Genomic DNA, 19233 nt, shown 5'->3' with positions numbered 1-19233 from the left:
CGGGGGGTATTTTCTTGGTATGGGGAAGTACGGAGTGGCGCACATCGTGTGGGACTGGAACGGGACGTTGTTCCATGACACCGATGCCGTCATAGGGGCGACGAACGCCGCGTTCGCCGAGCTGGGGCTGGCGCCCATCACGCTGGAGCAGTACAGGGAGCTCTACTGCGTGCCGGTGCCGCGGTTCTACGAGCGGCTGCTCGGGCGGCTGCCCACGGATGCCGAGTGGGCTGTCATGGACGACATCTTCCACCAGTACTACACGGAGCACCGGGTCGCGTGTGAGCTGGCCGAGGGTGCGCGGGATCTGCTGGCCGGGTGGCAGTCCGCGGGGCGCAGTCAGTCCATTCTGAGCATGTACGGGCACGCCGACCTCGTCCCGCTGGTCCGGGGATTCGGGATCGAGCCCCACTTCGTTCGTGTCGACGGGCGGACCGGGCCCTCCGGGGGGAGCAAGGCCGAGCACATGGTGCGTCACCTCGGTGCGCTCACCGGCGTCGAGGCCGCGCGCACGGTGGTCATCGGGGACGCGGCCGACGATGCGATCGCCGCCCTGCATGTGGGCGCGCGGGCCGTGCTCTACACCGGGGGCTCCCACGGCCGGGCCAGCCTCGAAGAGGTGGGTGTGCCCGTCGTGGACAGCCTGGAGGAGGCTGTCGCCGAGGCCGAGCGGCTGGCCGCGTAGCCGTAGCCGTACTCATGGCCGTGGCCGGGTTCCGTTCCGCGGCTCGGTTCACTCTCCGCGTTCGTCCGCGTACCCTGTGCCATGGGTGGTGGGCGGGAGCAGGGGGCGGGGAATGGTGTTCGGGTTCGGGCAGCGGCGGGGTGGGCAACTGCCCGTCGAGCTGACCAGTTTTGTCGGACGTACCGAGGAACTCGCGCTGGTGCGGGGCGCGTTCGAGCAGGCTCGGCTCGTCACGCTCGTCGGGCCGGGGGGTGTCGGCAAGAGCCGTACCGCCCTGCGGGCCGCCGCCGGGCTCGGGGAGCTCTTCCCCGACGGGGTGTGGCTGGCCGAGCTGTCCGGGCTGCGCGACCCGGAACTCGTGCCCGCGACGCTCGCGGCCGTGCTCGAACTGCCCGAGCAGCCCGGGATGGCGCCGGTCGACGCCGTGGTCGCCCATCTTCAGGGGCGGCGCCTGCTGATCGTGCTCGACACCTGTGAGCATCTCGTCGACGCCTGCGCCATGCTGTCCGACATCCTGTTGCGGGAGGCCGAGGGCGTCAGCGTGCTGGCCACCAGCCGGCAGCCCCTCGACGTGCCCGGTGAGCACTGTGTGCAGCTGGCTCCGCTAGCCGCCGACGAGGCGCTGGAGCTGTTCCTGGAGCGGGCGCGTGCCGCCGTGCCCGGGTTCCGCTTACCCGGCGCTGTCCCTGTCGGCCAGGAGGGCGGGTCGGGGGATCGGGAGCGGCTGCTCGCGCTCGTTCGGCGGCTCGACGGGATTCCGCTCGCGCTGGAGCTGGCCGCGGTGCGGTTGCGGGCCGTGCCGTTGGGGGAGCTGGTGGCGCGGCTCGACCATCGTTTCGAGGTGCTGACCGGCGGTCGGCGCACGGCGCTCGCGCGGCACCAGACACTCCGTACGGCCATCGGGTGGTCGCACGAGTTGTGCACGCCCGAGGAGCGGCTGCTGTGGGCCCGGTTGTCCGTCTTCGCGGGGCCGTTCCGGCTGGCCGTTGCCGAACAGGTCTGCGGGGAAGGGGAGCTGGCCGGTGGGCGGGTGCTGGAGGCGCTCATCGGGCTCGTCGACAAGTCGGTGGTTCAGCGAGTGGGGGAGGACGGCGGGCGCTACCGGCTGCTGGACACCATCCGGGAGTACGGCGCCGACTGGCTCGACGAGTCGGGGGACGCGCCCGCCGTGCGGGAGCGGCACCTCGCCTACTACGAGGACCTCGCCCAGCGGTTCTGGGGCGGGTTCCTCACCTCCGCGCAGGTCGCGCTGCACCGGGAGGTGCGCGACGAGGTCGCCGACGTACGGGCCGCTCTGCGGTACGCCTACGAGGGCGGGGCGGAGAGGGCGGAGCGCGGGGTGTGGGTGGCCACCCTGCTCGGGCCCTACTGGCGGGCCGTGGGCACCCTGTCCGAGGGGCGGTACTGGATCGACAAGGGGCTCGGGCCGGCCGTCGGCGACTCGGCGGCGCGGGCCTGGGGGCTGCTGATGACCGGTGTCTTCGCCGTGTGGACGGCTGACCTCGACACCGCGCTGGCACGCTTCCCGGAGGCGCAGGAGGTCGCCCGGAGGGTGGGCGAGGAGCGGGTCGTGCTGTTCACCGAGGCGTATCTCGGCGGGCTCGCCGCGCTCTGCGGGGATGTCGAGAACGGGCTCGCCGCGCTGGAGCGGGCCCGGCTGCTGATGGTCGAGACGGACGACGGGCTCGGCATCGGTGTCGTCCACTACGAGGGGGCCCTCGTACGGGCCGTGCTCGGGGACACCGCCGGCGCGCTGGAACTGTGCGCCACCGGGCTGGCGTATCTGGAGGGCACCGGGGAGCGGCAGTTGTACGGGTCGACGCTCATGGTGCAGGGCGTCATCCGCTGGCTCTCGGGGGAGCGGGCGGAGAGCGCCGCCTCCCTGCGGCGGGCCCTCGACGCGGCGGGCGAACTCGGTGAGGTGCTGGTCTTCGCGATGTGCGCCCTGGTGCTCGGCTGGCACGCGGCGCACGAGGGGCGGCCGGTACGGGCGGCCTGGCTGCTCGGGTACGCCGAGCACGCGCGCCGGACGGGCGGTGACCCCGTCGACCTGCTGCCGTCGCTGCTGGAGGAGCAGAGGGCCGTACGGGAGTCCGTGCGCGAGGCGCTCGGGGACGCGGAGTTCGAGCGGTGGCGCGGGGTCGGGGCCAGACTGTCCGGGCAGGACGTGCTGGACGCGGTGGGGGCCGACGCCGAGGTACCGGGAGCACGGCGGAAGGTGCCCGGCCCGCGGGGCGTCGACGCGCTGACCCGGCGTGAGCGGGAGGTCGCCGCGCTGGTCGCGCAGGGGCTGTCCAACCGGGAGATCGCCGAGCGGCTGGTCATCTCCAAGCGGACCGCCGACGCCCACGTCGAACACATCCTCGCCAAGCTGGGCGTCACCTCACGCGGCGAGATTCCGACCCTGCCCGCCGTCCCGGCCGTCCCGGTGCTTCCGGTCGTTCCGGCCACGCCGGAGGCATGACGGCGCGGTGTGTACGTATCGCTGTCGTCCGTATACCTATGGGCGCGTCCTGTCGTGTCCCCGCGTGCCGTTCCGCCGAATCGGTATGCCGATCTCCGCCGGAATGGAGCCCCCGGGTGTCTGTCGTGCCCGATGCTCGTAGTGCGTCGCCCGGGGGCATCCCGCTGAGCGGCCGGGTGTCGGCAACGCTGGTCAGAATCCCCACGGCCCGTGGCTGTCATGGCAGGCACCCCGCCGTTCGCCCCGGGCGACGCGGAGGTCCGGCGGCTGTCTTCGTCGGTGGGGCAGCCGTCGCCGTTCCGGTGTTTCGGGCCTCCCGTTTTCTCCACTGTGCAGAACGGCAAACTTCCCGACCCGTTTTTGTACACAAATGGCGCATGACGTGGCCCCCGTGATGAGCGATAGCCTGGTGGCGTGATCAGCGCGATACGTCGCGGGGGCGTCATGGCCCCTGCCCTGCGCCCGGAACGCACGGACCACATCCGTGCCCGGGTGGTGATCGCTGGTCGGCGCGGGCGGGACGGAACCCCGAGGGTTCCCAGGACGCCGTACGCATCCCACGGACCGGCGTTGCCGAGAGCAGCGTCACACTCCGCCGGGATGCCGAGAATGGCTGATAACCCCCCGCTCTTCCCACCCTGCGGCATAGCGTCGGAACAGACCGGAGACCCCGCGTCGAGGCGTTGTGCCGGAAGAGGGACCGCACTTCCTTCTACGTCACGCAACGGCGCGCGACAGGAGCCAGAGGACAATGCAGACCAAGCTGGACGAAGCCAAGGCCGAGCTGCTCGAAAGGGCCGCCCGGGTAGCTGAGAACAGCCCGGTCGGGGAGTACCTACCGACCGGGACGACACGTGCAACCGCGCCCGGCGGAGACCCCGGAACCCCGGACCACGACACCGTGCTCGCGTTCCTCCAGCGCTACTACCTGCACACCGCCCCGGAGGACCTCGCGGGCCGAGACCCGGAGGACGTCTTCGGAGCAGCCTTCTCGCACTACCGGCTGGGCGCGATCCGCCCGCAGGGTACGGCGAGCGTGCGGGTGCACACCCCGACCGTCGAGCAGAACGCCTGGACTTCAAGCCACTCCGTCGTCGAGGTCGTCACCGACGACATGCCCTTCCTCGTCGACTCGGTCACCAACGAACTGTCCCGGCAGAACCGCGGCATCCATCTCGTCGTCCATCCGCAGTTCGTCGTACGCCGGGACCTGACGGGCCGGCTCATCGAGGTGCTGCCCGACCAGGCCACCGGGAGCGCGGCCGTCGGGGGCGCCGACCTGCCGCACGACGCGCACGTCGAGTCGTGGATCCACGTCGAGATCGACCGCGAGACCGACCGCGCCGATCTGAAGCAGATCACCAGCGACCTGCTGCGCGTCCTGTCCGACACCCGTGAGGCCGTCGAGGACTGGGACAAGATGCGCGACGCGGCGCTGCGCATCGCCGAGGAACTGCCCAAGGAGCCGACCGCCGACGACCTGCGCGACCAGGACGTCGAGGAGGCGCGCGAACTGCTGCGCTGGCTCGCGCAGGACCACTTCACCTTCCTCGGCTACCGCGAGTACGAGCTGCGCGGAGACGACTCGCTGGCCGCCGTGCCCGGCACCGGGCTGGGCATCCTGCGTGCCGACCCGCACCACTCCGAGGACGAGGGCCATCCGGTCAGCCCGTCCTTCGAGCGGCTGCCCGCCGACGCCCGGGCCAAGGCCCGCGAGCACAAGCTCCTCGTGCTGACGAAGGCCAACAGCCGCGCCACCGTGCACCGTCCCTCCTACCTCGACTACGTCGGGGTCAAGAAGTTCGACGAGAACGGCGAGGTCGTCGGCGAGCGGCGCTTCCTCGGGCTGTTCTCCTCGGCCGCCTACACCGAGTCCGTGCGCCGGGTGCCCGTCGTCCGCCGCAAGGTCGAAGAGGTGCTGCGGGGCGCCGGGTTCTCGCCCAACAGCCATGACGGGCGCGATCTGCTCCAGATCATGGAGACCTACCCGCGCGACGAGATCTTCCAGACGCCGCCCGACGAACTCCGGGCGATCGTCACCTCGGTGCTCTACCTCCAGGAGCGGCGCCGGCTGCGGCTCTACCTCCGCCAGGACGAGTACGGGCGCTACTACTCCGCCCTCGTCTACCTGCCCCGCGACCGGTACACCACCGGCGTACGGCTGCGGATCATCGACATCCTCAAGGAGGAACTCGGCGGTATCAGCGTCGACTTCACCGCCTGGAACACCGAATCCATCCTGTCGCGGCTGCACTTCGTCGTCCGCGTCCCGCAGGGCACCGAACTGCCGCAGCTGTCCGACCAGGACAAGGAGCGCATCGAGGCCCGGCTCGTCGAGGCCGCCCGGTCCTGGGCCGACGGCTTCGGCGAGGCACTCAACGCCGAGTGCGGCGAGGAGCGCGCCGCCGAACTGCTGCGCCGCTACGGGAACGCCTTCCCCGAGGGCTACAAGGCCGACCACACTCCGCGTGCCGCCGTCGCCGACCTCGTCCACCTCGAAAAGCTGGGCGTCGGCACGAACTTCGCACTGAGCCTGTACGAGCCGGTGGGCGCCGCGCCCGGTGAGCGCCGCTTCAAGATCTACCGCACCGGCGAGTCCGTCTCGCTGTCCTCCGTGCTCCCCGTCCTCAACCGGCTCGGTGTCGAGGTGGTCGACGAGCGGCCGTACGAGCTGCGCTGCTCGGACCGGACCACCGCCTGGATCTACGACTTCGGGCTCCGGCTGCCCAAGTCGCTGAGCGGCGGCGGGGATTATCTCGGGGACGACGGCCGCGAGCGTTTCCAGGAGGCTTTCTCGGCCACCTGGACCGGGCAGGCCGAGAACGACGGTTTCAACGCGCTGGTGCTGAGCGCGGGCCTCGACTGGCGGCAGGCGCTGGTGCTGCGCGCGTACGCCAAGTACCTGCGGCAGGCCGGTTCCACGTTCAGCCAGGACTACATGGAGGACACCCTCCGCAACAACGTCCACACCACCCGGCTGCTGGTGTCGCTGTTCGAGGCGCGGATGTCGCCGGACCGGCAGCGGGCGGGCGTCGAGCTGACGGACGCCCTCCTGGAGGAGCTGGACGCGGCCCTCGACCAGGTGGCCTCCCTCGACGAGGACCGCATCCTGCGGTCCTTCCTCACCGTCATCAAGGCGACCCTGCGGACGAACTTCTACCAGGAGGGCGCGGGCGGCAGGCCGCACGACTACGTCTCCATGAAGTTCGACCCGCAGGCCATCCCGGACCTGCCCGCGCCGCGTCCGGCGTACGAGATCTGGGTCTACTCGCCGAAGGTGGAAGGCGTCCACCTGCGGTTCGGGAAGGTCGCGCGCGGCGGGCTGCGCTGGTCCGACCGGCGGGAGGACTTCCGTACCGAGATCCTCGGGCTGGTCAAGGCGCAGATGGTGAAGAACACCGTCATCGTGCCGGTCGGCGCCAAGGGCGGGTTCGTCGCCAAGCAGCTGCCGGATCCGGCCGTGGACCGGGACGCGTGGCTCGCCGAGGGGGTCAGGAGCTACAAGACGTTCATCTCGGCGCTCCTCGACATCACCGACAACCTGGTGGCCGGCGAGGTCGTGCCGCCCGCCGACGTCGTACGGCACGACGAGGACGACACCTATCTCGTCGTCGCCGCCGACAAGGGCACGGCGACCTTCTCGGACATCGCCAACGAGGTCGCCCAGGCCTACAACTTCTGGCTCGGCGACGCCTTCGCGTCGGGCGGCTCGGCCGGGTACGACCACAAGGGCATGGGCATCACCGCGCGCGGCGCCTGGGAGTCCGTCAAGCGGCACTTCCGCGAGCTGGGCGTCGACACCCAGAGCGAGGACTTCACCGTCGTCGGTGTCGGTGACATGAGCGGTGACGTGTTCGGCAACGGCATGCTGCTGAGCGAGCACATCCGGCTGGTCGCCGCCTTCGACCACCGGCACATCTTCATCGACCCGAACCCGGACGCGGCCACCTCCTACGCGGAGCGGCGGCGCCTGTTCGAGCTGCCGAGGTCCAGCTGGGCGGACTACGACAGCCGGTTGATCTCGGCCGGGGGCGGTGTCTTCCCCCGTTCCGCCAAGGCCATCGCGGTCAACGCGCACATCCGCGAGGCGCTCGGCATCGAGGCCAAGGTCGCCAAGATGACACCGGCCGACCTGATGAAGGCGATCCTCCAGGCGCCGGTCGACCTGCTGTGGAACGGCGGCATCGGCACGTACGTCAAGGCGAGTACGGAGTCGCACGCCGACGTCGGTGACAAGGCCAACGACGCCATCCGCGTCGACGGCGCCGACCTGCGCGTCAGGGTCGTCGGCGAGGGCGGCAACCTCGGGCTCACCCAGCTCGGGCGGATCGAGTTCGCGCAGATCGGCGGGAAGATCAACACCGACGCCATCGACAACAGCGCGGGCGTGGACACCTCCGACCACGAGGTGAACATCAAGATCCTGCTCAACTCCCTTGTCGTGGAAGGCGACATGACGGTCAAGCAGCGCAACAAGCTGCTCGCCCAGATGACCGACGAGGTCGGCGTCCTCGTCCTGCGCAACAACTACGCGCAGAACACGGCCATCGCCAACGCCCTCGCCCAGTCCAAGGACATGCTCCACGCCCAGCAGCGCTTCATGCGCCACCTGGTCCGGGAAGGGCATCTGGACCGGGCGCTGGAGTTCCTCCCGACCGACCGCCAGATCCGTGAACGCCTCAGCGGCGGCCAGGGGTTGACCGGTCCGGAGACGGCCGTGCTCCTCGCCTACACGAAGATCACGGTCGCCGACGAGCTGTTGAAGACCTCACTGCCGGAAGACCCCTACCTGCGCCGCCTGTTGGACGCCTACTTCCCGAGCGCGCTGCGCAAGAAGTTCCCCGAGCAGATCGAGGGGCACGCGCTGCGCCGCGAGATCATCACGACGGTCCTCGTCAACGACACGGTCAACGCGGGCGGTACGAGCTTCCTGCACCGGCTGCGTGAGGAGACCGGCGCCTCGCTGGAGGAGGTGGTGCGGGCGCAGACCGCGGCTCGCGCGATCTTCGACTCCGCCTCGGTGTGGGACGCGGTCGAGGCGCTCGACAACAAGGTCGAGGCCGCCGTCCAGACCCGGATCCGCCTCCATTCGCGGCGACTTGTCGAGCGCGGCACGCGCTGGCTGCTCAACAACCGGCCGCAGCCGGTGCAACTCACGGAGACCGTCGAGTTCTTCGGCGAGCGGGTCGGACAGGTCTGGTCCCAGCTGGCCAGGCTGCTGAGCGGCGCGGATCTGGAGTGGTACCAGAAGATCTACGACGAGCTGACGGGCGCCGGCGTCCCCGACGAACTCGCCACCCGGGTCGCGGGCTTCTCGTCCGCCTTCCCGACGCTGGACATCGTCTCGGTCGCCGACCGGATGGGCCGCGACCCGATGGACGTCGCCGAGGTCTACTACGACCTCGCCGACCGCCTCCACATCACCCAGCTCATGGACCGCATCATCGAGCTGCCGCGCGCCGACCGCTGGCAGTCCATGGCCCGCGCCTCCATCCGCGAGGACCTGTACGCGGCCCACGCGTCCCTCACGGCTGACGTCCTCGCGGTCGGCAACGGCTCGTCGACGCCCGAGCAGCGCTTCAAGGCGTGGGAGCAGAAGAACACCGCGCTCCTGGGCCGGGCGCGCACGACCCTGGACGAGATCCAGAGCTCGGACGCCTTCGACCTGGCGAACCTGTCGGTCGCGATGCGGACGATGCGGACGCTGCTGCGGAGTCATTCGTAGGCTGTACGCGCCCGAGTGCGGGGGTGCCCCGAGCCGTGACGGCTCGGGGCACCCCTGTTTTTCTTGACAACTGTTAGAGAAAAGCAGACGGGGAATTTACCCTTTCCTGCTAGGCGGGACGCCTCGGATAAAGTCGCGGCGTGAGTGTGAATGTCTCCGAGGATCGGCTGTCCGTTCCGGCCCGGTCGGTGCGGCAGGTAATCCTCGAAGCGGTGAAATTCGGGGCCGTCGGCGGCAGTGGCGTGCTCGTGAACTTCCTGGTCTTCAATCTGCTGCTGCACGGCCTCGGTTGGCGGGCGATGACGGCCACGGTCCTCGCCAGCCTCATCGCCATGGGTACGAACTATCTGGGCTTCCGCTATTTCACGTACCGGGACAGGGCCTCACGTACCAGGCAGCAGATCGCGCTGTTCTTCGTGTTCAGCGCGATCGGCATCGCGATGGAAAGCGGGCTGTTCTACATCGGATATCACGGTCTGGGATTGCACGGGCCCGTCGAGTCGAATGAGGTGAAGGGCGTCTCGATCGTGCTCGCGTCCGCGTTCCGGTTCCTCGTGTACCGGACCTGGGTGTTCCGGCACTGAACGCTCCGCGGCGCGGCCGCAGCTCGACGCAGCCCGCTCCCCTTTCGGGGCGCGGTGGCACGCCCGGCAGGCCCTATGCGGCGCGGGCGGGCCTGGCCGGGCGGTTGGTGAAGGCCTCGTACTCCTTCAGTACGTCGTCCGTCGGGCCGTCCATGCGCAGTTCGCCGCGTTCCAGCCACAGGACGCGGTCGCAGGTGTCGCGGATCGACTTGTTGTTGTGGCTGACCAGGAACACCGTGCCCGCGTGCTGGCGCAGCTCGCGGATGCGTTCCTCGGAGCGCTGCTGGAACGAGCGGTCGCCGGTGGCCAGCGCCTCGTCGATCAGCAGCACGTCGTGGTCCTTGGCGGCGGCGATGGAGAAGCGCAGGCGGGCGCCCATGCCGGAGGAGTACGTCCGCATGGGGAGGGTGATGAAGTCGCCCTTCTCGTTGATCCCCGAGAAGTCGACGATGCCCTGGTAGCGCTCCTTGATCTGCTCCCGGGACATGCCCATCGCGAGCCCGCCGAGATGGACGTTCCGCTCGCCCGTCAGGTCACCCATCAGGGCCGCGTTGACGCCGAGGAGGGAGGGCTGGCCGTCCGTGTAGATGTGGCCGTTCTCCACCGGCAGCAGTCCGGCGACCGCCTTGAGCAGCGTGGACTTGCCGGAGCCGTTGGTGCCGATCAGACCGATGGCCTCACCGCGGTAGGCGACGAAGGAGACGTTCTTGACGGCGTGCACCTTGCGCACGCCGGCCGCCTTCTCGGACTGCTTGCGCCGCATCATGCGGTTCAGGGCGGCGGTCGCGGTGCCGCGGCCGGCGCCCGTGCCGTTGACCCGGTAGACGATGTCGACGCCGTTGGCGACGACGGTGGGAATCTGCTCGCCCTGGTCACTCAGGCTGTTCGGGTTGTTCGCGGTGTTCACGTTGCTCGGGTTGCTCGGGTTCTCAGCCACGGCCGTACGTCTCCTCAGCCTTCCAGAAGTAGATGAAGCCGCCGATGCCAACGAGCAGCGCCCAGCCGGCCGCGATCGGCCAGACGTGCGCCGGCAGCTGGCTGGAGTGGTAGCTGTCGATCAGGGCGAAGCGCATCAGGTCGATGTAGATCGCCGCCGGGTTGGTCTCCAGCAGCACCGACACCACATGCGGCAGGTGGTCCTTCGTGGTCAGCTTGTCGATGCTCCACATGACCCCGGACACGTACATCCAGGTGCGCAGGATGAACGGCATCAGCTGGGCGATGTCCGGAGTCGACGCGCCCATCCGCGCCATGATCATCGAGACGCCCGCGTTGAACACGAACTGGAGTGCCAGGGCGGGGATGACCAGCAGCCAGGACGCGGTGACGGGGATGCCGAAGCAGAGCAGGATCACGATCAGCGCGGCCATCGAGAACAGCAGTTGCTGGAGCTGCTGGATGCAGAAGGAGATCGGCAGGGCCGCGCGCGGGAAGTGCAGGGCCCGGACGAGGCCGAGGTTGCCGGCGATCGCGCGGGTGCCCGCCATGATCGAGCTCTGGGTGAACGTCCAGATGAACACGCCCGTGACCAGGAACGGGATGTAGTCCGGCACCCCGTGCTTGGTGCCCAGCAGGACGCCGAAGATGAAGTAGTAGACCGCCGCGTTGAGCAGTGGGGTCATCACCTGCCAGATCTGGCCGAGCTTCGCCTGGCTGTACTGGGCGGTGAGCTTGGCGGTGGCGAACGCGGTGATGAAGTGACGCCGGGCCCACAGCTGGCTGACGTACGTCCGCAGGCTGGGGCGGGCGCCGCTGACCGAGAGGCCGTACCGGACGGCGAGCGCCGTGAGGTCGTCGCCTGCCTGCGTGACCTGCGAGGGGGATGGCGTGGACTGGGGCGGTGTGTCGAGGGCCTGGCTCACATCCGCTGCTTTCGCTCGGGGGGAAGTGGGTGCGCGACCGGTTCCCGTTTCAGGCGTCCCCCGCCGGTTCCTTGGGTTCCTTACGCGATTCTTGCCATACTCTTACGTCGGGACGGGACCGTATCGTCGTAACGGGAGCGTAATCCGATTCGGCGTCGGAACGCAACCGTTTCGTCGTCACGCCCCTATGCTGGTCCGTATGACGACGAACACCGACGAGCCCGGGACCGCGCCGGCACGGACCCGCCGCCGGGCCCCCGCCGGAGCCGCCGTACTGCGGGAGGACGTGACGGAGGCCATCCGGGCGGCCGTGTTCGAGGAGCTGGCGGCCGTCGGGTATGCCCGGATGTCCATCGAGGGCATCGCGCGCAGGGCGGGCGTCGGCAAGACGGCGGTGTACCGGCGCTGGCGTTCGAAACTGCACCTGGTGCTGGACCTGGTCTCGGCGATCGCGGTGCAGGGTCTGCCGGCGCCGGACACGGGCACGCTGGAGGGCGACCTGCGGCTGCTGTACGAGCTGACCTCCCGCGCGCTGCGCCACCCGGTGGCCTCACAGGTCATCCCCGACCTCCAGGCGGAGGCCGCCCGCAACCCCGAGATCGCCGACGCCATGCAGAAGGCGCTGCGGGAGGGGCAGGAAGGCGTCGCGAGCGGGATCGTCGCGGCGGCGGAGGCGCGGGGGGAGGTCCGCCCGGGCATCGACCCCGACCTGGCCCTCGACCTGATCTCGGGGCCGCTCTACTGGCGCTCGGTCGTGATCCGGAACCCGAAGCTGCCGAAGGGGTACCTGGCGGCGCTGGCCCGCGCGACCACGGCGGCGCTGCAGGCGCTGTGACGGCGCGGTCGCGCGGCGGAATGGCTGTGCCACGGGACGGTTGCGCGTCGAGACGGTCGTACGACGGGACTGCCGTACGAAGAGCCGGTCGTGCGGCGGAACGGGGGCGGGCGGTGACCGTGATGGTCACCGCCCGCCCCCGTCATATCCCGCCCTGTCCTGCCCCGGGGTTTCTCCGCCCGGGGTTCGCTCAGGCCTGCTGTCCCTGGCGGCGGCCCTTCAGCAGGGCCGTCCCGGCGCCCAGCGACACGACTCCCATGCCCGCGCTGGTCGCGAGGCCCTGTGCGCCGTCCACCGCGAAGGGCGCGACCGCCGCGACGGTGAGGTTGAACAGGAACAGGAACCAGAGGACCGGGCGGGACGAGAGGAGCGCCTTCATGGGATTTTCCTTCCGAGGTGGGTAGCTCCTGCCGACCGTGGAGCCGAGTTGGGGAGCCGTGGACTTCCGAGGTCAACGATCCCGGCAGCCGCCCGCCGCCACGAGGGAGTGCGCTCCCGAACCGATGGTGTAGCGGGCTACACCCCCGTCCGGGAGCTGGGTCTCCCGCGCACCCGGTGACCCGTCCCCTAGCCTGATGACCATGTGGACGACACTGCGGCAAGCGGCGCGGGCCACGGTCCAGCTGGTCGCGGGAGCGATCCTGGCCTTCGGCTCGTACATATTCATCACGGTCCTGCTGATCACGGCCACCGTCTCGGTCGCGGTCGTCGGCATCGCGATGCTCCCCGAGACGGTCCTGCTCATCCGCCGGTTCGCGGGCACCAAGCGGCGGATGGCGACCGAGTGGTCCGGCGTGGAGATCCCCGAGGCGTATCTGCCCATCGAGGGCAGGCTGAAGGAGAAGCTGCGCACGGTCGTCCGCGACCCGGGTACGCGCACCGACCTGCGCTGGATGTTCGCCCACTACGTGTACGGCGCCCTGCCCCTGCTGATGATCCCGCTCTGGCCCGTCGGCCTCGTCGTCGACGGTGTCTGGTGCGGACTGCTGGGCCGCGAGGCCGTCGTCCTCCCCCTCATCAGCAGGCTCGCCGACCTCGACGCCTCCTGGTCGGCCGCCCTGCTCAAGCCCTCGCCCAAGGCGCAGCTCGTCGAGCGCGTCGAGCAGCTGAAGGCGACCCGGGCCGACGCGGTCGCCGCGCACGGGGCCGAACTCCGGCGCATCGAACGGGACCTGCACGACGGCGCCCAGGCCCGCCTGGTCTCCCTGTCCATGCGGATCGGCCTCGCGAAACGGGCCTACGACCGTGACCCGGACGCCGCCCGCAAACTGCTGGAGGACGCCCAGGACCAGGCCGAGGAGGCGCTGACCGAGCTGCGCAACGTGGTGCGCGGCATCCATCCGCCGATCCTCACGGACCGGGGCCTCGTGGGTGCCGTACGCGCCCTGGCGTCGAGCAGCGGCCTGGAGGTCGGCGTGGTCGACGACGGGGTCGAGGACGGCGTACGGGCGCCCGCGGCGGTGGAGGCCGCCGCCTACTTCGTGGTCGCCGAGGCGCTGACGAACGCGGCGAAGTACAGCGGCTCGCCGACCGCCTGGGTCGAACTCGCCCGCGTACCAAGGGGGCTGAAGGTCCGGGTGGGCGACCACGGCAAGGGCGGCGCCGACGAGAAGGGCGGCACCGGACTGCTCGGGATGCGCCGCCGGGTGGCCGCGCTGGACGGGAACGTGGACGTGTCGAGCCCGGTGGGGGGACCGACCGTGATCGAGGTGGAACTGCCCTGCGTATGGTGAGCGCGACCGTCGCTTGGCCGGCGGGCCGGACCGGATCGAGAACAGGACCGTCATGCGCGTAGTGATCGCCGAGGACAACGCCCTCCTGAGACAAGGGCTCGTCCTGCTGCTGACGTCGGTCGGGCACGAGGTCCTGGCCGAAGTGGGCAGCGGCCCCGAGGTGCTGCCGGCCATCCTCGAACACCGCCCGGACGTAGCCGTACTGGACGTCCGGATGCCCCCCGGCTTCCGCGACGAGGGCCTGCGGGCTGCGCTGGAGGCGAGGGAGCAGATCCCCGGCCTCCCGGTGCTGGTCCTCTCCCAGTACGTGGAGGAGTCGTACGCGGCGGAGCTGCTCGGCGGCGGTGCGAGCGGCGTCGGCTACCTCCTGAAGGACCGCGTGGGCAGGGTCGACGAGTTCCTCGACGCCCTGGACCGCGTCGCCGCGGGCGGTACGGCCCTCGACCCCGAGGTCGTCGCCGAACTCCTCATCCGCCGCCGCGACTCCCCCCTCGACTCCCTCACCCCGCGCGAGCGCGAGGTCCTGAAGCTGATGGCGGAGGGCCACGACAACACGATGATCGCCAAGACCCTCGTGGTCACGGAACGCGCGGTCAGCAAACACATCGGCAACGTGTTCCTGAAGCTGGGCCTGCCCCCGAGCGACAGCGGACACCGCCGGGTGCTGGCGGTACTGGCGTATCTGAACAACCAGTAACAGTCAGTGACGGGCAGTGTCACGCAGGGGCAACCGGTCATGGCCGGTGACACGGAGGCCGTCGTACCCGTGGTGCGGCTAGGGCGCCGTCGTTCCTGTTCCTGTCTCTGGCTCCGTCTCTGTGCTCGTCTCCGGATGCAGTCGGAGCCAGCCCTCCCACGACGAGGTGATCATGTCCTGGACGTCGTGCTTGGCCTTCCAGCCCAGTTCTGTGGCGATGCGGTCGGCCGAGGCCACGACCCTCGCCGGGTCTCCCGGGCGGCGCGGGGCGATGACCGGGGGGAGGGTGTGGCCCGTCGCCGCGTTCACGCGGTCGATCATCTCGCGGACCGAAACGCCCTCCCCCCGGCCGATGTTGAGGGTGAGTTCACGGCCCGGGGTCGCCTCCAGTGCCCGGGCCGTCGCCACATGGGCCTCCGCCAGGTCCATCACGTGGATGTAGTCCCGTACGCAGGTGCCGTCCGGGGTCGGGTAGTCGTCGCCGAAGACGCGCGGGGGTTCATGGGCCGTCAGGCGTTCGAAGATCATGGGGATGATGTTGAAGACGCCCACGTCCGCCAGTTCCGGGGCCGCCGCGCCCGCCACGTTGAAGTAGCGGAGGGAGGCGGTGGAAAGGCCCGTCGCCCGGCCCGTCGAGCGGACCAGCCACTCGCCCGCCAGCTTCGTCTCGCCGTACGGGCTCATCGGCGCGCACGGCGTGTCCTCCGTCACCAGGTCGACTTCCGGCATGCCGTACACCGCCGCCGAGGACGAGAACACGAAGGACGGGACCCGGGCCGCCGTGACGGCGTCCAGCAGGACGCGCAGCCCCTCCACGTTCTCCCGGTAGTAGTGCAGGGGGCGGTCCACCGACTCGCCCACCTGCTTCTTCGCCGCCAGATGGACCACACCCGTCACCTCGTGGTCCCGCAGGGCACGCGCCACCCGTTCCCCGTCCAGGGTCGAACCGACCACCAGTGGTACGCCGTCCGGCACGCGCTCGGCGATTCCGGTGGACAGGTCGTCGTACACCACAGTCCGTTCGCCCGCTTCGGTCATCGCGCGCACGACGTGCGCCCCGATGTAGCCGGCGCCGCCGGTGATCAGCCAGGTCATGTGCGGCCGTCCCCTCGTGTGGTCGGGTGGTCTGTCGGTCGAACTTTGTCAGTTAACTCCCGTTAAGACGCACTAAGTTCCCGCTCGGGGAGTGGACGGGCGAGGGAAGGGGACGGGAGCGGAACCACGGCCGGGCGGGCGGCGCGCCACAGCCGTACGAAGGACAGGACCGCCGCCGCGGCCAGCAGACCGTTGCGTACGACCATGACCGTCACGCCCGTCCAGGTGCACTGGATGACCTCGGCGTACATGACCGGGTAGTCGACACTGCTCACCGCGGCCGCCGCCAGCAGCAGCCACGCCACCGGGCGCTGACTGGTGTACCGCGAGGTCAGGCACACCGCGGCCAGCCCGAGCAGCCAGACCAGGTACTGCGGGCTGATGACCCGGCTGGTGACCGTGAAGAGGAGTACGGCGGTCAGTGCCGCGTCGAACGGCGTCGCCTCCGTCCAGTGCCGGGCCCGCACCCGCCACAGCAGCAGAAGCCCGAACGCCACGGCCGTCAGGGCGAGGGAGAGGGCCGCCACGGCCGAGACGTACGGGCCCACGAACTCCATCGCGCCGTACTGGTAGCGCACGCGCCCCTCCCACCCGGCGCGGGTGGCGAGGGAGAGCGCGGTACCGCCGAACGACTCGATCTGCACGCCCCGCCCGCCCTGCTGGCGCAGGAAGGAGAACGGGTTGCTGAAGGCCACCGCCAGGAGTGCCAGCGCGGCCGTCGCCGTGACCGTCGCGGACGTCCACGCCGACCGGGTCGTACGGCCCTTCGGCATGCCCAGCAGCACCAGCGCGGGCCAGACCTTCACCAGGGCGCCCAGTGCCGCGAACGCGCCGCACGCGCGCGGGGAACGCGACAACGTCAACAGGGAGATGACGGCGAACGCCGTGACCTGCACGTCGTAGCGCGCGAGCGGTACCTGGAGGAGAAGCGGCAGGCCGGCCGTCCAGTACACGGAGCCGCGCAGGGAACGGCCCGGACGGCAGCCCGCGCGCGTGAGGGCCAGCAGGACCAGGACGTCGGTGGCGAGCGTGAGCGCCACGAACGCCTCGAAATAGGTCAGCGTCGGCAGCAGCGCGGGCGACAGCAGCACCGGACCCGCGCCCGGCGGGTACTGCCACAGCGTGTCGTCCGCCGGGAACGTGCCCTGCGTCAGGACGCCGTACCAGCGGAAGTACAGCCGCTGCACCTCACGCGCGACCCCGCCGCCGCCGAGCAGCGGGATGTCGTCGTGGACCAGCAGCCACAGCATCAGGGCCCGGGAGGCGGCCCAGCCGACGGCGAGGGTGAGGAGGCGGGCGGAGGGGGTGGAGGGTCTCGTCACGGCGGGATCGTAAGCCGCACGAATGCCATATTCACGTCAATTCACCGCTGAAAAGCAACAAAGGTTGTCTAATCGCACAAAATCAGGCCCGTGATCAACCGGCCGATGAACAAGGAGATGAACAAGAAGACAGCCGCCGTCGCGGTCCCCGTGATCCCCATGGCCGTCATGCTGGTGATCGGCTCCTGGGGGCTCGACCGGGGCGGCATATGGCGTGACGAGGCGGCCACCTTCCAGGTCGCGCGACGCACGGTGCCGCAGATCTGGCGGCTGCTGCACCACGTCGACGCCGTGCACGGCCTGTACTACCTGCTCATGCGGCCCGTCCTCGCCGTCCACCCCGGCGAGGTCCTCCTGCGGCTCCCGTCCGTCCTCGCCGCAGCCGTCACCGCCGGCCTCGTCGCGGCCCTCGGCGCCCGGCTGGCCCGCCCGCGCGTCGGCCTCTGGGCCGGTCTGCTGTACGCGATCAACCCGATGGCCGGCCACTACGCCCAGGAGGGCCGGTCGTACGCCATGGTCGCGGCCGGTGCTGCCGGCGCGACACTGCTGCTGGTGCGGGCGGTCGGTGGCCGTTCCTGGGTGCCGTACGGAGTGGTCGTCGCCGTCACCTGTCTCCTCCATGAGTTCGCCGTACTGCTGCTGCTCGCGCACGCCGTGACCCTCGCGCTCGCCCGCGTCCCCCGGCGGGTGTGGGCGGGCTGGCTGTGCACGGCCGGCGCAGTGGCACCGGCGCTGCTCCCGCTGGCACTGCTCTCGCACGCCCAGTCGGCACAGGTGTCGTGGCTGCGGCCACCCGGACAGGGCAGCGTCGACCACCTCGTACGCCAGTTCGCCGGCCCGACGGACGAGGTCCTCGCCCCCTGCCTGATCCTCATGTACCTGGCGCTGTGCCGCCCCTGGTCCGAGCGCACCGGCCGTGGCCTGCCCCTCCCGGCCGTCGCCCTCCCCCTGCTCGTCGTACCGCCCGCGATCCTCATGACCGTCTCCCAGTGGTCACCGCTCTACGACGCCCGTTACGTCCTGTACTCCCTGGCCGGCGCCCCCCTGCTCGCCGCCGCCGGGGCCGACCGCGTCGCGCGGGCCGTGACGCGTCCGCCCCGCGCGGCCGTCACCGCGGCCGGGGCGCTCGCCGTGGCCCTCGTCTGCGCGCATCAACTGCCGCTGCTGCGGCAGGACCGTTCCATGGCCCAGCGCGGCGGCGACAACCTCGCCGTCGCCTCCGCGCTCGCGGCCCGTGAACTGCGCCCGGGCGACCCGGTGCTGTTCCTGCCGGCCATCGGACGGCGCTCGGCGCTGGCGTACCCGAAGGGGTTCCACGGCACCCGGGACGTGGCGCTCGCCGAGTCCGCGCGCACATCCGGCACGCTCTACGGCGTCGAGGCGGACCCGGCCGCGCTACGGCGGCAGCTGGCGGGACTCGACCACGTCTGGCTGGTCGCGGAACCGTACGCCCTGCGCCCGTCCTGGCGTCCGGCCGACCCGACCGAACGGACCAAGCTGACGGTGGTGGGGGAGCAGTTCGAGCCGAGACGGGAGTTCAGGGGCAGTGGCGTGACCCTGCGCCTCTACGAACGCAGGCCAACAACAGCGCCCCGACAGGGGCGAGGCGAACTGCGCGACCAGCCATGACGACGTAGCACCCGACCGACACACCTCACCGCCTCACCGCGCACAGGCACAGCGCCTACGCGTTGCGCGCCGCCGCGTCCAGGGCGACGGTGAGCTCGTCGAGACGGGCCCGCAACGCCCGGATCTCGTCCACGTCGAAGCTGGTCGCCGCGACGATCCGGCGCGGCACCTGAAGCGCCCGCTCGCGCAGCGCGAGGCCCTCCTCGGTCGCCCGCACCTCCACCGACCGCTCGTCCCGGGAGCTGCGCTCGCGCCGGACCAGACCGGCCGTCTCCAGCCGCTTGAGCAGCGGTGACAGTGTGCCGGAGTCGAGGCGCAGGTGTTCGCCGACCTTCTTCACGGGCAGCTGTCCGTGCTCCCACAGCACGAGCATCACCAGGTACTGGGGGTAGGTGAGCCCGAGGTCCTTGAGGACCACGCGATAGACGCCGTTGAAGGCGCGGGACGCCGCGTTCAGGGAGAAGCAGATCTGCTGGTCGAGACGGAGGAAGTCCTCGGCGGAGGTTGCTGACATGCCTCCACGATACCTCTTTGCCTGCCATTCAGTTGTGCACAATTGAATTGTGTGCTTAAGTTATCTCCACAAGGAACCCCGCAAGGGG

The 19233-nt window shown here is 70.5% G+C and carries 14 protein-coding genes; 8 read left to right on the top strand and 6 right to left on the bottom strand.

Annotated features, from left to right (window positions below; genetic code table 11):
- Nucleotides 1-19: 19 nt before the first annotated feature.
- The 4 genes from OG595_RS15870 (at nt 20) to OG595_RS15855 (ending at nt 9458) form a co-directional block, all read left to right on the top strand.
- Nucleotides 20-685, top strand: coding sequence for an HAD family hydrolase (locus OG595_RS15870; RefSeq protein ID WP_329272539.1), 666 nt, complete (start codon nt 20-22; stop codon nt 683-685).
- Nucleotides 686-797: 112 nt separating this feature from the next.
- Nucleotides 798-3149, top strand: coding sequence for a LuxR C-terminal-related transcriptional regulator (locus tag OG595_RS15865; protein WP_329272536.1), 2352 nt, complete (start codon nt 798-800; stop codon nt 3147-3149).
- Nucleotides 3150-3900: 751 nt separating this feature from the next.
- The gene (locus OG595_RS15860) at nt 3901-8874 is read left to right on the top strand and encodes an NAD-glutamate dehydrogenase (RefSeq protein ID WP_329272533.1); all 4974 of its coding nucleotides are present in this window, start codon (nt 3901-3903) and stop codon (nt 8872-8874) included.
- Nucleotides 8875-9014: 140 nt separating this feature from the next.
- Nucleotides 9015-9458 (top strand): GtrA family protein, encoded by a 444-nt coding sequence (locus OG595_RS15855; protein WP_329272531.1) that lies wholly within the window; start codon nt 9015-9017, stop codon nt 9456-9458.
- Nucleotides 9459-9531: 73 nt separating this feature from the next.
- Here the strand turns inward: OG595_RS15855 and OG595_RS15850 are convergent, their stop codons facing one another.
- Nucleotides 9532-10365 (bottom strand): ABC transporter ATP-binding protein, encoded by an 834-nt coding sequence (locus tag OG595_RS15850; protein WP_443073342.1) that lies wholly within the window; start codon nt 10363-10365, stop codon nt 9532-9534.
- Between the two features lie 22 nt (nt 10366-10387).
- Entirely contained in the window at nt 10388-11320 is a 933-nt protein-coding gene (locus OG595_RS15845; protein ID WP_329272529.1) for an ABC transporter permease, read from the bottom strand.
- A gap of 199 nt (nt 11321-11519) precedes the next feature.
- Between OG595_RS15845 and OG595_RS15840 the strand changes: the two genes are divergently transcribed.
- Nucleotides 11520-12155, top strand: a complete 636-nt coding sequence (locus tag OG595_RS15840) for a TetR/AcrR family transcriptional regulator (RefSeq protein WP_443073042.1) — start codon at nt 11520-11522, stop codon at nt 12153-12155.
- Nucleotides 12156-12345: 190 nt separating this feature from the next.
- Here the strand turns inward: OG595_RS15840 and OG595_RS15835 are convergent, their stop codons facing one another.
- Complete coding sequence (locus OG595_RS15835; RefSeq protein ID WP_329272523.1) at nt 12346-12534, bottom strand: hypothetical protein; 189 nt, start codon at nt 12532-12534, stop codon at nt 12346-12348.
- A 202-nt stretch (nt 12535-12736) separates the two neighbouring features.
- Here OG595_RS15835 and OG595_RS15830 point away from each other — a divergent pair, with 202 nt between their 5' ends.
- On the top strand, nt 12737-13888 hold the full coding sequence (locus OG595_RS15830) for a sensor histidine kinase (protein ID WP_329272521.1): 1152 nt from the start codon (nt 12737-12739) through the stop codon (nt 13886-13888).
- A 52-nt stretch (nt 13889-13940) separates the two neighbouring features.
- Nucleotides 13941-14585 carry a response regulator transcription factor gene (locus OG595_RS15825; protein ID WP_329272519.1) on the top strand — a complete coding sequence of 215 codons (645 nt, stop codon included), beginning with the start codon at nt 13941-13943 and terminating at the stop codon, nt 14583-14585.
- 78 nt (nt 14586-14663) lie between these two features.
- Here OG595_RS15825 and galE read toward each other — a convergent pair whose 3' ends face one another.
- Both galE and OG595_RS15815 read right to left on the bottom strand, forming a co-directional pair.
- Nucleotides 14664-15680 carry a UDP-glucose 4-epimerase GalE gene (gene galE / locus OG595_RS15820; protein ID WP_329272516.1) on the bottom strand — a complete coding sequence of 339 codons (1017 nt, stop codon included), beginning with the start codon at nt 15678-15680 and terminating at the stop codon, nt 14664-14666.
- Nucleotides 15681-15742: 62 nt separating this feature from the next.
- Nucleotides 15743-17002, bottom strand: coding sequence for a glycosyltransferase family 87 protein (locus OG595_RS15815; RefSeq protein ID WP_329272514.1), 1260 nt, complete (start codon nt 17000-17002; stop codon nt 15743-15745).
- Nucleotides 17003-17092: 90 nt separating this feature from the next.
- On the opposite strand from OG595_RS15815, the gene OG595_RS15810 reads away from it, so the two are divergent.
- Nucleotides 17093-18631 carry a glycosyltransferase family 39 protein gene (locus OG595_RS15810; RefSeq protein ID WP_329272511.1) on the top strand — a complete coding sequence of 513 codons (1539 nt, stop codon included), beginning with the start codon at nt 17093-17095 and terminating at the stop codon, nt 18629-18631.
- Nucleotides 18632-18686: 55 nt separating this feature from the next.
- Here the strand turns inward: OG595_RS15810 and OG595_RS15805 are convergent, their stop codons facing one another.
- Entirely contained in the window at nt 18687-19145 is a 459-nt protein-coding gene (locus OG595_RS15805; protein ID WP_329272508.1) for a MarR family winged helix-turn-helix transcriptional regulator, read from the bottom strand.
- Nucleotides 19146-19233 lie beyond the last annotated feature (88 nt).

It is taken from the genome of Streptomyces sp. NBC_01451, assembly GCF_036227485.1.
Taxonomy (GTDB): Bacteria; Actinomycetota; Actinomycetes; order Streptomycetales; family Streptomycetaceae; genus Streptomyces.
The sequence above is the reverse complement of the archived record's forward strand: the minus strand, read 5'-3'. Positions and strand labels throughout refer to the sequence as shown.